The sequence below is a fragment of the Pseudomonas lalkuanensis genome (genome assembly GCF_008807375.1).
Taxonomy (GTDB): domain Bacteria; phylum Pseudomonadota; class Gammaproteobacteria; order Pseudomonadales; family Pseudomonadaceae; genus Metapseudomonas; species Metapseudomonas lalkuanensis.
This window is the reverse complement of sequence record NZ_CP043311.1, coordinates 1,772,342-1,785,076: the sequence shown is the minus strand read 5'-3', so window position 1 is coordinate 1,785,076 and position 12,735 is coordinate 1,772,342. Positions and strand designations below refer to the sequence as shown.

Genomic DNA, 12,735 nt, shown 5'->3' with positions numbered 1-12,735 from the left:
CTGTACTGAACCTCGGAAAATTATGCCCTAACGGGCCAGTGGAATTCGACGTGGACTCCCTTGCCGTTCTCGGCGGGTTCACAGCGCGCCGTGAGTTGATTCACCAGGCTCAGGCCCCGGCCACAGAAGCTTTCCATCGACGGTTGGCTGGCCAGCGCAGCGCCCAGGTCGAAGCCCTCGCCGCTGTCCTCCACCTCGATCAGCAACCGCCCTCCCCGGCCCTCGGGAACCAGCTGCAGGTTGAAGCGCACATACCCGGTTTCCAGGCTGGCGAGGCGTTCACTGCGCTCGCGGTAGTAGCGGGCGAACCCCTCGGCATTGCTCTTGAGGGAGGAGTCCAGCCCCAGCACGCCGTGTTCCAGGGCGTTGGAGTACAGCTCGGCAAGCACCGTATAGAGGGCGCCACCCTGATCACGCAGCCCCTGGACCTCAAGCAGCAGCTGCAGGAGGAATGGCAGCGGATTGAAGCGCTTCAAGGTCTGCGCACGGAATTCGAAGGTGGCGGACCAGTCCAGCGGACTGGCCTGGCCGCTGTCGGTGAAGGCCAGTTTCGCGCGCTCGGTGGCCTCATCGAGCATGCGAATCTCGATCATGCTCACGTCGTCCTGGGCATGGCCGCGGAAAGCACTCAGGGCCAGCTGGATTTCGTCGAACAGCCGATTGCCGTCGCGATTGGCGTCGAATACGGCGCGCAGGCGTTCGTCGCCAAAGGTCTCGTCGCTGTCATTGCGAGTTTCCAGCACGCCATCGGACACCAGCAGGATGCGGTCGCCAGTCTCGATGGGGTAGGACTCGAAGTGCGCATTGAAGCTGCCCTGGTCAAGTACGCCCAGCGGCAGGTGGCGCGACACCAGCGGCAACAGCTCTCCGGTCTCGGCGCGGCGCAGGTACCCCTCGGGCAGGCCACCGTTCCACACCTCGACCATGCGCCGCTGGAAGCTCAGATTGAGGAAAGTGGCGCAGCAGAACACGCCGACCGGAAGAATGCGTTTCAGCTTGGCGTTCATCTCCCGCAGGATGTCCGCCATGGCGTAACCCTTGGCGGTCATGCCGTAGAACACTTCGGCAAGGGGCATGGCACCGATGGCGGCCGGCAGGCCATGACCGGTGAAATCGCCAAGCAGCACGTGCATGCCGCCGGAGGGCTTGTAGGCGGCCAGCAAAAGGTCGCCGTTGAACAGCGCGTAGGGCGATTGCAGGTAGCGGATATTCGGGGCGCTCAGGCAGCCGGAGTGCGCCACCTTGTCGAACACGGCCTTGGCCACCCGCTGTTCGGTCACCAGGTGCTCGTTGTGCCGGGCGATCAGGTCGCGTTGCTGCAGCACGGTATCCTGCAGGCGGCGCAGGCGGTCCAGGGCCTTGATCTTGGCTTCCAGGATGACCCGGTTGTAGGGCTTGGCGAGGAAATCGTCGCCGCCCGCTTCCAGGCAGCGCACCAGGGCTTCGTTCTCCGTCAGCGAGGTCAGGAAGATGATCGGCACCAGCGCCTCGCCCGCCAGTTGCTTGATCCGGCGGGCGGCCTCGAAACCGTCCATCTCCGGCATCAGGGCATCCATCAGCACCAGTTGCGGCTGTTCCTGCCGGAACAGCGCCACGGCCTCGCGGCCATTGGCGGCGGTCAACGCACGATGGCCCTGGCGGCTGACGATGGTGGACAACAGCAGCCGGTCCGCCGCGTTGTCCTCGGCAATCAGGATCGTCAGCGGCGACGGCATGGCGACAGGCCTCAGGCGATCTGGAACAGTTGTTCGAAGTTGGAAATGGCGAGGATCTTGCGAACGTCGGGGTTGCAGTTGGCCAGGCGGATCTGCGCACGCTCGCCACCGGCGTGGTCGCGCAACAGCAGCAGCATGCCAAGGGCGGAGCTGTCGAGGTAGGTGGTGCCCTTGAGGTCCACGACATAGCGCTTGGGCGTGGTATTGACGCGCTCGTAGGCGTCGCGGAATTCCTGGTGGGCGCCGAAATCGAATCGTCCCTGGATGTAGATGGTCAGCTCCTGCCCATCATCGGAGGGCATCGAGGTGATGGCCATGCAAAGCTCCTTGTTCAAGTTCGGAATGCGCGTGGTGAAGATTTAGCACCCACCATGAGGCAGGGCAACTGGAAAGCCGCGTCGCGGGAGAATTTATGGTTCTGAGATGACGCGTTGAAGAATGCATTCGCTCTCCGGACGTGGGGACGCTGCGTGCACCAGACTCTGTCGCCAGTCCACTCGTGACTGGCTCGGCCTTGACCGCAGGGTGCGCTGTGCGCACCGACTTCTGGATCGACTTCGGCGCCGGGTCGAACCGCCGGTGCTCACGGCGCACCCTAGCCGAGCGGCTTCACCCTGCTGGCCCGGCCATTTGAATGAATTCGCCCCTACAGGTCTCTGGCCGGCAGGCGCTGCACCAGTTCGTCGAGGAGTTTCTGCTCGCGCTTGTCGTCGGCGGCACGGGCTTCGTCAAGGTAGCGCTGCACCAGCTTGCGCAGGCCTTCCAGGCGGGCGTAGCGCTGTTGCCAGGCGCCACGGGCCTTGTCGAGGTTGTCGCGATGCCAGTTGACGCTCTGCGTCTGTTGGCCGATGGCGGACTCCAGTTGGGACAGGAAGCGCTGGTAGTTCATCAGCCACTGGCCGGAAACGCCGCGTCGCCCCTCTTCGATCCATTGCTGCTGGTAGTCGGAGCGGTAGCGCTCGAGTTCACCGAGTTTCATCTCCGCCTGGGTCAACTGGCCCTGGCAGCGACCAAGCATGCGCGCCGCTTCGCGCTCGGCGCGCTCGGCCATTTCCACCACTGGCGCCAGACGCGCCGCCCGATTGCGCGACATGCCCTATCAGCCCTTGGCGCCCAGGCTCGCGGCCAGGCGCTCGGTGCTCTGGGCCAGGCGCTCGCTTTCATCCAGACCCTGGCGCAGGAAGGCGCTCATGGCAGGCTGGCGGGCGATGGCAAGGTCGGTGTCGGGATCGCCACCGGCTACGTAGGCGCCGACGCTGATCAGGTCGCGGCTCTGTTGGTAGCGCGACCAGAGTTGCTTGAAGCGCTGGGCCATCTTCATGTGCTCGGGGCTGACCACCTGGGGCATTACCCGGCTGATGGAGGCTTCGATGTCGATAGCCGGGTAATGACCTTCCTCGGCCAGGCGACGGGACAGCACGAAGTGCCCGTCGAGCACGCCGCGGGCGGAGTCGGCGATGGGGTCCTGCTGGTCGTCGCCTTCCGACAGCACGGTGTAGAAAGCCGTGATGGACCCGCCACCCTGCTCGGCATTACCGGCCCGCTCCACCAGCTTCGGCAGCTTGGCGAACACCGACGGCGGATAGCCCTTGGTGGCCGGCGGCTCGCCAATGGCCAGGGCGATCTCGCGCTGGGCCTGGGCGAAACGGGTCAGGGAGTCCATCAGCAGCAGGACGTTCTTGCCCTTGTCGCGGAAGTACTCGGCGATGCGGGTGCAATACATGGCGGCACGCAGGCGCATCAGCGGCGCATCGTCCGCCGGCGACGCCACCACCACCGAACGCTTGAGGCCCTCTTCACCGAGGATATGCTCGATGAATTCCTTCACCTCGCGGCCCCGTTCGCCGATCAGGCCGACGACGATGATTTCCGCTTCGGTGAAGCGGGTCATCATGCCCAGCAGCACCGACTTGCCCACACCGGTACCGGCGAACAGGCCGAGGCGCTGGCCGCGGCCGACGGTCAGCAGCGAGTTGATCGAGCGGATGCCCACATCCAGCGGCTCGCTGATGGGGTGGCGCTTGAGCGGGTTGATGGTGGGGCCGTCCATCGGCACCCAGTCCTCGGCCTTCATCCCGCCCTTGCCATCCAGCGCACGGCCGGCGCCATCGAGCACGCGGCCGAGCATGGACATGCCCATGGGCAGGCGGCCAGTGTCCGGCAGGGGCACGACGCGGGCACCGGGGGCAATGCCGGAGAGGCTGCCCACCGGCATCAGGTAGATCTTGCTGCCGGCAAAACCCATCACTTCGGCTTCCACCTGCACCGGGTGGTAGCTGTCGTCGTTGATCACCAGGCAGCGGCTGCCAACCGGCGCGCGCAGGCCTTCGGCCTCCAGGGTGAGGCCCACCATGCGCAGCAGGCGGCCCTCCACCAGGGGTTGCGCGGGCAGATCGATGACATCGTTGTATCCCGCCAGGCGCTTGGCGAAGCTGGCGCGCTCAATACGCATGGTCGTGGCTGTCCGGGGCGTCCAGGTCCAGCACCAGGTCGGCCGACGGCGGATGGACCTTCTGTTCGCGCTGTTGCTCGAAGAGCTGTTTCATGGCCTGGTTCAGGCGGGTCTCGATGCTGGCATCGATGCGCGAGTGCTCGGTTTCGACCCGGCAACCGCCCGGCTCCAGGGATTCGTCCTCGAGGATGCGCCAGGATTCCTCATGGCGCTCCCGCAGGGCCTTCACCTGTTCGAAGTCCTGCGGATTGATGTGGATGCGCACGTTGCTGGCGCCCATGGGCAGCAGCTTCAGCGCTTCGCGCAGCACATGGCGGATCTGCCCGGAATCCATGCGCAGCTCGCGCTGGATCACCTGGCGGGTGATCAGGCTGGTGAGGTGCACCAGGGATTCCTCGATCTGCCGGTCCTGCTCGGCGATGGGGTCCAGCAACTGGGCCATCAGGGTTTCGAACTGGGCCAGGCGAGCGCCCAGTACAGCTTCCGCTTCCTGCTTGGCCTTGAGTTGACCGGCATGGAAACCGTCGCGCTCGCCGGTGGCAAAGCCTTCGTTGTAGGCGTCCTGGCGGATGGCCTCGAGCTCGTCCAGCGTCAGCGGCTTGACGTCCTCGACCGGTACTTCCTCGATCTGCGGCTCAGGCTCCGGTTCAGGCGAGGCTTCGGCTTGCGTTTCGTCCGCTTCCTCAGGCTCCGGGGCGTCCGGGTCGAAGCTGGGCAGCGACCAGCGATCGAAGCCGCTGACGTCCTTGGCGCGGATCAGTTCGCTTGCCGAATCCTTGTTGGCCATGGACACCGCCTCAGATCATTTCTTCGCCGCCCTTGCCGCCGAGGACGATTTCCCCGGCTTCGGCCATGCGGCGGGCGATGGTGAGGATTTCCTTCTGCGCCGACTCCACGTCGCTGACGCGTACCGGCCCCTTGGCCTCCAGGTCGTCGCGAAGCAGTTCGGCGGCACGCTTGGACATGTTCTTGAAGACCTTTTCCTTGATGGCGTCGTCCGAGCCCTTGAGGGCCAGCACCAGCACGTCAGACGACACTTCGCGCAGCAGCGCCTGGATGCCGCGGTCGTCCACATCGGCCAGGTTGTCGAAGACGAACATGAGGTCTTCGATCTGGGTGGAGAGGTCTTCGTCCACCTCGCGGATGGAGTCCATGAGCTGGCCTTCGACCGAGCTGTCGAGGAAGTTCATGATGTCCGCCGCGCGCTTCACGCCGCCCATGGTGGTGCGGGTGGTGCTGGCGTTGCCGGCGAACTGCTTCTCGAGGATCAGGTTGAGTTCCTTGAGCGCGGACGGCTGCACGGTGTTGAGCGAGGACACGCGCAGGACGATGTCCAGGCGCACCTTGTGGTCGAAGTGGCTGAGCACCTCGGCAGCCTGGTCCGGGTCCAGGTAGGCGACCACGATGGCCTGGATCTGCGGGTGCTCGTAGCGGATCACGTCGGCCACGGCGCGCGGTTCCATCCACTTCAGGCTGTCCAGGCCGCTGGTGCTGCCGCCCAGCAGGATGCGGTCGATCAGGTTGTTGGCCTTGTCCTCACCCAGGGCCTGGGTGAGCATCTTGCGGATGTAGCCGTCGGCGCCAACGCCCAGGCTGGTCTGGTCGCCGACGATCTCGACGAACTCGCTCATCACCTGCTCCACCTGTTCGCGGTGGACGTTGCGCATCTGCGCCATGGCAACGCCGACCCGCTGCACTTCCTTCGGGCCCATGTGCCGGAGCACCTGGGCAGCATCGGTCTCGCCCAGGGACAGCAGCAGGATGGCTGCCTTGTCGACCTTGTTCAGTTTGGCGGGGGCGCGATTATCACTCATCGGCGTTGATCCACTCTTTGACTACCAGGGCCACGCGGCCGGGATCTTCAGCCACCAGGTTCTTGATGGCATTGAGTTGCGCATCATACCCGTCACTCGGGCTGGGCAGGAGGATGCTCTGCGGTCCACCGAGGCTGACGCGGTCATCCGACAGCTCGCCGGACAGGCCCATTTCGCCCAGGTCGACGTCGCCATCGCGGCCGCCTTCCAGGTCCCTGGACTTGCCGCCGCCAGAGATATTGTTCAGCACTGGGCGCAGCACGAACCACACCAGGATCAGAATCAGCAGGGCGGGGAACACTTGTTTGAGGCCCGAGATGAGCATCTGGAACCAGACCTGCTCGTACCACGGCAGCTGGATCACCTCATCCTGGTCACCGACAAACGCGGTATTGATCACGCTGACGCTGTCGCCACGGCTGGCGTCATAACCCACCGAGTCCTGCACCAGGCGGGTGAAGCGGGCGATCTCGTCGGTGGTCCACGGCACTCGCGTGGTTTCACCGGTCGTCGCGTCGACCTTCACCTGATCGTCCAGCACCACCGCGACGGAAAGCCGGCGCAGGCGGCCCTGCTGCTGCTTGGTGTAGCTGATGGAGCGGTCCAGCTCGAAGTTGCGGGTGGTCTGGTCGCGTTTGTCGGTGGGATACGGCGCGAGCATGGGCTTGCCCGTGGCCGGGTCGATGATCTGCTGGCCGTTGTCGTCCAGGATCGGCTGGCCCGGCTGCACACTTGCGGTCGTGGTGCTCGTGGCCTGTTGCGGCGCGGCGCCAGGGGCCGGCGGCTGGTTGGACAACGCACCGGGCACGCCCTGCGGGCCGCCGTTGTTCTGGCGTTCCTCGGCGAGTTTCTGTTCGCTGCGCAGGGCCGGCTGGTCCGGGTTGTACATTTCAGAGGTGGATTCGACGGCGCTGAAATCCACGTCCGCAGACACTTCGGCCTTGTAGCGGCCATTGCCCAGCACCGGCTGCAGGATGCTGTGCACGCGCTGGGTGTAGAGCGTCTCCATGCGCCGGGTGTAGTCGAACTGCTTGCCGGCCATGGTCAGCTCGGACAGCTCCTGCTGGTCGGACAGCAGGTTGCCTTTCTGGTCGACCACGGTGACCTGGGACTTTTCCAGTTCCGGCACGCTGGTCGCCACCAGGTTGACGATCGCCATCACCTGGCTCGGCTCCAGGGAACGACCCGGATAGAGCTCGACCAGCACCGAAGCGGTCGGCTTGCGCTCGTCGCGGACGAACACCGAGCTCTTCGGAATGGCCAGGTGCACGCGCGCACCCTTGACGTTGTTCAGGCTGGAAATGGTGCGGGCCAGTTCGCCTTCCAGGCCACGGCGGTAGCGGGTGGCTTCCATGAACTGGCTGGTGCCGAGGCCCTGTTCCTTGTCGAGGATCTCGAAGCCGACGGTATTGTCGCTGGGGGCCACGCCGGCGGCGGCCAGTTTCATGCGGGCACGGGCGAGGTCGTCGGACTTCACCAGCAGGGCGCCGGAATTGGGCTCGATCTTGTAGGGGATGTCGGCGGCGCCAAGGGCTTCCACCACCTGGTTGGCGTCCATTCCGGAAAGGCTGCCGTACAGCGGGCGATAGTCCGGCTGTTGCGACCAGAGCACCACGGCGAAGCCGATGGCGACGCTGGCCGCCAGGCCGACCAGCAGGCCGACCTGGCGCAGCATGGTCATCTGCGAGAGGTTTTCCAGGAAGGACAAGCCGAACAGCGGCTTCTTCTCTTCCGACGCCCCGGATGCATCCGCCTTGGCGGGGACCTTTGCAACAGCGGCTTCAGCCATTTCTCAACCCGTCCTCAAACCGGCATCTGCATGATGTCTTGGTAGGCCTGGACCAGCTTGTTCCGCACCTGGGTCATGGCCTCGAAGGAAACGCTGGCTTTCTGCGACGCGATCATCACGTCGGTGAGGTCCACGCCCTTCTGCCCGACCTCGAATGCGGTGGCCATGTCTGTGGAAATCTTCTGGGTTTCAGCCACCTTGTTCACCGCCTTGCCGAGCATGTCGGCGAAGCTCGGCACACTGGCTTCAGGCGCCGCTACGGGGGCGGGTTTGGCACGGGCCATCGCATCCATCTGCATGGCCCGCATTTCCAACATCAGGCGATTGAACTCAACACCCTGGCTCATCACATTCCTCCAACTGCCGCGATTTTTTGACGCTACGCGGTCCGATGAAGGGGTATCTGCAACAAGGGTGCCAAAAGCTCAGGGACGGGTATTACAGGGAGAAATTCGAATCTGCAGGAGCGAGCTCTGCTTGCGAAAGTTCGCGCGCGGGCTGCTCGCGAGCAAAGCTCGCTCCTACGGGAAGGGGAGCCCGAGCCCCCTACGCTCAGCTGGCGTAGAGGTAAGCCTCCACGTCCATGCCGGCGTCACGCATCTGGGCCAGCTTGTAGCGCAGGGTGCGCGGGCTGATCCCCAGGCGCTCGGCGGCTTCCTTGCGGCGGCCACGCTCCGAGCGCAGGGTGTCGATGATCATCTGGAACTCGTGGCGGCGCAGATCATCGCCCAGGGCACCGGGTGCTTCGGCGGGCGCAGCGGCCGTCGGCAGCGGCACCACCGGCGCGGACACCGGCATGGCAGCGAACGCTGGCGCGGCGGGCGCGATGGCCATGCCGATCGGCGCGGTCAGGCACAGATCGTGGGGCTGGATCACCCCGCCCTGCTGCAGGATCAGCGCGCGCTGCACGGCGTTGTCCAGTTCACGCACGTTGCCCGGCCAGGCATGGGCCAGCAGCGCGGCCTGGGCTTCGGCGGAGAAGCGCACGGCGGCGTGATTCATTTTTTTGACGTGCTTGGCGAGCAGGCGCTCGGCCAGGGGCTGGATGTCTGCCGGACGCTCCCGGAGCGGGCGCCAGGCCAGGGGGAAGACCGAGAGGCGGTAATAGAGGTCTTCACGGAAACGCCCCGCCGCCACTTCACCGGCAAGGTCGCGGTTGGTGGTGGCGAGCACGCGGATATCCAGGCTGATGGGACGACGCGCGCCCACTCGCTCCACTTCACGCTCTTGCAGCACGCGCAGCAGCTTGGCTTGCAGGCCCAGGGGCATTTCGGAGATTTCATCGAGCAGGATGGTGCCGCCGTCGGCCAGCTCGAACTTGCCCGGCGCGCTGGCGATGGCGCCGGTGAAAGCGCCCTTCTCGTGGCCGAACAGGGTCGCCTCGAGCATGTTGTCCGGAATGGCCGCGCAGTTGATGGCGATGAAGGGGCCATTGGCGCGAGTCGATTGCTGGTGGATGTACTGCGCCAGCACTTCCTTGCCGGTACCGGACTCGCCCGAGATCAACACGGTGGAGTCGCTACGCGCGACCCGTGCGGCCAGCTCCAGCAGCTGCCGGCTGGCCGGCTCCAGGGCCACCGGACCGTCACCGACGGCCCGGCTCACGCGACCCAGTGCATGACGCGCCACCAGCTCCAGCAGGGTATTGGGCTCGAAGGGTTTGACCAGGTAATCGGCGGCGCCCTGGCGAATGGCATCCACCGCGCGCTCGACAGCCCCGAAGGCAGTCATCAGCAGCACCGGGAGCTGCGGGTAGCGCTGGCGGACGATGGCCAGCAGCTGGTGACCGTCCAGGCCCGGCATGTTGACGTCGCTCACCATCAGTCCGAAGGACTCCTCACCCAGCGCCACCAGGGCGGCCTCGGCGCAATCCACTGCGCGGTAGTCATAGCCGCCGATCATCAGGGTGTCCGCCAGGGCTTCACGCAGGGCGCGGTCATCTTCGACCAGCAGAATTTTGGCAGTCATCGTCCTTTACTCCTGTGTAACCGACTGCGCCGCGGGAATCAGCGGCAGGACCAGGGTGGCGCACGTGCCACGGCCCGGACGCGAGCGCAGCTGCAGCTCGCCCCGGTGGGCACGCGCCACCGCCTTGACCACCGCCAGTCCCAGTCCGGTACCGGTGGTCCTGGTGGTGAAGAAGGGTTCGCCCAGGCGCGCCAGGGTGGCGGCGTCGATGCCCGGGCCGTTGTCGCTGATGGTCAAGCGCAGGTCTCCCCCGCGCTTGTAGAGATGAACCTTCAGGAGCAGGTCGCGGCCGGCGGCCTGGTTGGCGTTCTCGATCAGGTTGAGCATCGCGCCGACCAGCGTGTCGCGATTGCACAGCAGCTCGCCCGCGGAGAGGTCGCACTGCCAGCGCACCTGCCTGCCTTCGAGGTGGGATTCCGCCGAGGCGCGCAGTGCAGTGAACAGTGCGGACGGCGCCAGGCGATCCGGCAGCGGCAGCTCGCCACGGGCGAATACCAGCATGTCACGCACCTGGTGCTCCAGCTCGTGCAGGCGTTCCTTGAGCCGGCTGGCGAAGCGTTGCTGCTGCTCGGTGGGCAGCACCTGCTCTGCCAGGTGGCTGGCATAGAGCAAGGCGGCGGATAGCGGCGTGCGGATCTGGTGGGCCAGGGACGCAACCATGCGCCCGAGGGAGGAAAGCCGTTCGTGGCGGGCCAGTTGATCCTGCAGGCGACGGGTTTCCGTCAGGTCATTGAGCAGTATCAGTTGGCCGGGCTCGCCATGGAGGGAGCGGGTGGCGATGGAAACCCGGCGGCCATCCCTGAGGGAGATTTCATGACCGTCGTCTTCGCGCGGGGCGAAATTGCGGGCGATCACTTCGCGCCAGAGCATGCCCACCAGGGGCTGGCCAAGCAGGCTGCGCGCCACGGGGTTGGCTTCGCGCACCACGCCCTGCCCATCGATCACGATGACACCGCCAGGCAGCAGGTCCAGCAGGCTCTGCAGGCGGTTGGCGAGGCGTTCCTTCTCCGCCAGCTCCTGCATGCGCTGGGCACTGACCAGGGCCAGTTGGCCCTTCAACTCGGTGACCCGCGCCTCCAGCATGCTGTAGGACTCGCTGAGCTGGGTCGACATCTGGTTGAACAGTGCGAAGGCCTGTTCAAGACCAGCGCGGCTGGCCTGCTCGGCTTGGGCGGATTCCGGATTCTGTGCGGGGATTACGGCGTGGCTCATGCTCTTCTCTCGCTCCATCGACCGTCAGCAGACGGTCGGTCGAGGGAGATATAGCAATACCCGTGCCTAAAATTTATTCCTTTAAAAACAAAGACTTGGAAAAAGCGGAATTATTCTTCCGCCAATTCCTCGTCACGACGGCTCATGCCGTACTTGCGCATCTTCTCCACCAGGGTGGTGCGGCGGATGCGCAGGCGCTCGGCAGCACGGGCCACGACACCGGATGCATCGTCCAGCGCCTGCTGGATCAGCCCCTGCTCCAGGTTGCCGAGGTAGTCCTTGAGGTCCAGGCCTTCCGGCGGCAGCAACGCAGGCGAAGAGACGCCCGGCAGGCCGGCACCGATGGCCGAACGCTCTTCGATTTCCTCACGCAGGCTGGCCTTGAGCTGCTCGTCCTCGTCATCCACATGGCGGAATTTCTTCGGCAGTTCGCTGACGCCGATGACACCGTAGGGATGCATGATCGCCATGCGCTCGACGAGGTTGGCCAGTTCGCGGACGTTGCCCGGCCAGTCATGGTTGCACAGGGACATGATGGCGGCGGAGTTGAAGCGGATGGAGCCGCGCTTCTCGTGCTCCATGCGCGAGATGAGTTCGTTGATCAGCAGCGGGATGTCTTCCACACGCTCGCGCAGCGGTGCCATCTCGATGGGGAACACGTTGAGGCGGTAGTAGAGGTCTTCGCGGAAGCTGCCAGCCTCGATCATCTGCTCGAGGTTCTTGTGGGTGGCGGCGATGATGCGCACGTCGACGTTCTGCGTCTTGTTGCTGCCCACGCGCTCGAAGGTGCGCTCCTGCAGCACGCGCAACAGCTTGACCTGCATCGGCAACGGCATGTCGCCGATCTCGTCGAGGAACAGGGTGCCGCCGTTGGCCAGTTCGAAGCGCCCTGCCCGGCTGGTGATGGCACCGGTGAAGGCGCCCTTCTCATGGCCGAAGAGTTCGCTTTCCAGCAGTTCCGCGGGAATGGCGCCGCAGTTGACCGGCACGAAGGGTGCCTCGCGACGCTTGGAATGGTAGTGAAGGTTGCGAGCGACCACTTCCTTGCCGGTGCCGGACTCGCCGAGGATCAGCACGCTGGCGTCGGTATCGGCCACCTGCTGCATCATCTGGCGCACCTGCTGGATGGCGCGGCTGGTACCGACGAGGCTGCGGAACAGGTTGGGTTCGCGCTGGCGGCCACGCTCGCGGGCGTGATCGTACATTTCGCGGTAGACCTGGGCGCGATGCAGGGAATCGAGCAGCTTGTTGTAGCTCGGCGGCATCTCCAGGCTGGCCAGCAGGCGACGGCGCAGGTCTTCGGGCCAATCCGCCTGGACCTGGTCACCGATCAGCAGGACCGGCAGGAACTCGTCCCAGGCCAGCAGTTGCTTGATCAGCTCGAGCACACCGCCCTTGGCGCTCACCTCGCCCAACATGACGCACAGGACGTCGCGGCTGGAATCCAGGGAGCCCGTCAGGTCGCGCCAGTCATTGCTGGCACAGTCCAGGTACTCTTCCCCGAGGAAATTCAGGATCACCGCAAAATCGCGGCGGCGATCGCTATTGTCGTCGATCAGCAGAATCTTGGTTTCACGCCACATTGTCTGGTTCTTGCTTTTAGGGCTGAACGCCGCGTTTCACGGCGCATGGGCAGACGGTGCACCCCGAGGGAGGGATCGACCGGCAATTGGCCACTAGTAAAGTGAAAAACCCTTGCCGAGTCAATTTTATGGCGTGCTTTTTTTGTTCGAACCGACGGAATGGCTAAGCGGTTGTCGGCGCAGTATCGAAGTAATGGCAGTT

The 12,735-nt window shown here is 65.1% G+C and carries 11 protein-coding genes; all 11 read right to left on the bottom strand.

The genetic code is table 11. The features are described from left to right. Nucleotides 1–20: 20 nt before the first annotated feature. Nucleotides 21–1,715 carry an ATP-binding SpoIIE family protein phosphatase gene (locus FXN65_RS08400; RefSeq protein ID WP_151132629.1) on the bottom strand — a complete coding sequence of 565 codons (1,695 nt, stop codon included), beginning with the start codon at nucleotides 1,713–1,715 and terminating at the stop codon, nucleotides 21–23. Between the two features lie 11 nt (nucleotides 1,716–1,726). Continuing rightward, the gene (locus tag FXN65_RS08395; RefSeq protein WP_151132628.1) at nucleotides 1,727–2,032 is read right to left on the bottom strand and encodes an STAS domain-containing protein; all 306 of its coding nucleotides are present in this window, start codon (nucleotides 2,030–2,032) and stop codon (nucleotides 1,727–1,729) included. A 329-nt stretch (nucleotides 2,033–2,361) separates the two neighbouring features. Continuing rightward, a complete protein-coding gene (gene fliJ / locus FXN65_RS08390) occupies nucleotides 2,362–2,808 on the bottom strand; it encodes a flagellar export protein FliJ (RefSeq protein WP_151132627.1) in 447 nt (148 codons plus the stop codon). A gap of 6 nt (nucleotides 2,809–2,814) precedes the next feature. Next, nucleotides 2,815–4,167 (bottom strand): flagellar protein export ATPase FliI, encoded by a 1,353-nt coding sequence (gene fliI, locus FXN65_RS08385; protein WP_151132626.1) that lies wholly within the window; start codon nucleotides 4,165–4,167, stop codon nucleotides 2,815–2,817. Next, nucleotides 4,157–4,954 carry a flagellar assembly protein FliH gene (gene fliH / locus FXN65_RS08380; RefSeq protein ID WP_151132625.1) on the bottom strand — a complete coding sequence of 266 codons (798 nt, stop codon included), beginning with the start codon at nucleotides 4,952–4,954 and terminating at the stop codon, nucleotides 4,157–4,159. Before fliH ends, fliI begins: the two co-directional genes overlap by 11 nt. Before the next feature lie 10 nt (nucleotides 4,955–4,964). Further along, the gene (fliG, locus tag FXN65_RS08375; RefSeq protein WP_151132624.1) at nucleotides 4,965–5,981 is read right to left on the bottom strand and encodes a flagellar motor switch protein FliG; all 1,017 of its coding nucleotides are present in this window, start codon (nucleotides 5,979–5,981) and stop codon (nucleotides 4,965–4,967) included. Continuing rightward, nucleotides 5,974–7,770: a flagellar basal-body MS-ring/collar protein FliF gene (gene fliF / locus FXN65_RS08370; protein ID WP_151132623.1), complete on the bottom strand. Its 1,797-nt coding sequence runs from the start codon at nucleotides 7,768–7,770 to the stop codon at nucleotides 5,974–5,976. The genes fliG and fliF overlap by 8 nt, the downstream gene beginning before the upstream one ends. Before the next feature lie 14 nt (nucleotides 7,771–7,784). After that, a complete protein-coding gene (gene fliE, locus FXN65_RS08365; protein ID WP_151132622.1) occupies nucleotides 7,785–8,117 on the bottom strand; it encodes a flagellar hook-basal body complex protein FliE in 333 nt (110 codons plus the stop codon). A 205-nt stretch (nucleotides 8,118–8,322) separates the two neighbouring features. Further along, on the bottom strand, nucleotides 8,323–9,738 hold the full coding sequence (fleR, locus tag FXN65_RS08360) for a sigma-54-dependent response regulator transcription factor FleR (protein WP_151132621.1): 1,416 nt from the start codon (nucleotides 9,736–9,738) through the stop codon (nucleotides 8,323–8,325). Between the two features lie 6 nt (nucleotides 9,739–9,744). Beyond that, nucleotides 9,745–10,950 (bottom strand): sensor histidine kinase, encoded by a 1,206-nt coding sequence (locus FXN65_RS08355; protein ID WP_151132620.1) that lies wholly within the window; start codon nucleotides 10,948–10,950, stop codon nucleotides 9,745–9,747. 110 nt (nucleotides 10,951–11,060) lie between these two features. Next, complete coding sequence (locus tag FXN65_RS08350) at nucleotides 11,061–12,533, bottom strand: sigma-54 dependent transcriptional regulator (protein WP_151132619.1); 1,473 nt, start codon at nucleotides 12,531–12,533, stop codon at nucleotides 11,061–11,063. Between the last annotated feature and the right edge of the window lie 202 nt (nucleotides 12,534–12,735).

Bases quoted from the DNA above. Each gene is read 5' to 3' on its own strand.
- FXN65_RS08400 (WP_151132629.1), bottom strand. From the start codon at position 1,715: ATGCCGTCGCCGCTGACGATCCTGATTGCCGAGGACAACGCGGCGGAC.
- FXN65_RS08395 (WP_151132628.1), bottom strand. From the start codon at position 2,032: ATGGCCATCACCTCGATGCCCTCCGATGATGGGCAGGAGCTGACCATC.
- fliJ (WP_151132627.1), bottom strand. From the start codon at position 2,808: ATGTCGCGCAATCGGGCGGCGCGTCTGGCGCCAGTGGTGGAAATGGCC.
- fliI (WP_151132626.1), bottom strand. From the start codon at position 4,167: ATGCGTATTGAGCGCGCCAGCTTCGCCAAGCGCCTGGCGGGATACAAC.
- fliH (WP_151132625.1), bottom strand. From the start codon at position 4,954: ATGGCCAACAAGGATTCGGCAAGCGAACTGATCCGCGCCAAGGACGTC.
- fliG (WP_151132624.1), bottom strand. From the start codon at position 5,981: ATGAGTGATAATCGCGCCCCCGCCAAACTGAACAAGGTCGACAAGGCA.
- fliF (WP_151132623.1), bottom strand. From the start codon at position 7,770: ATGGCTGAAGCCGCTGTTGCAAAGGTCCCCGCCAAGGCGGATGCATCC.
- fliE (WP_151132622.1), bottom strand. From the start codon at position 8,117: ATGAGCCAGGGTGTTGAGTTCAATCGCCTGATGTTGGAAATGCGGGCC.
- fleR (WP_151132621.1), bottom strand. From the start codon at position 9,738: ATGACTGCCAAAATTCTGCTGGTCGAAGATGACCGCGCCCTGCGTGAA.
- FXN65_RS08355 (WP_151132620.1), bottom strand. From the start codon at position 10,950: ATGAGCCACGCCGTAATCCCCGCACAGAATCCGGAATCCGCCCAAGCC.
- FXN65_RS08350 (WP_151132619.1), bottom strand. From the start codon at position 12,533: ATGTGGCGTGAAACCAAGATTCTGCTGATCGACGACAATAGCGATCGC.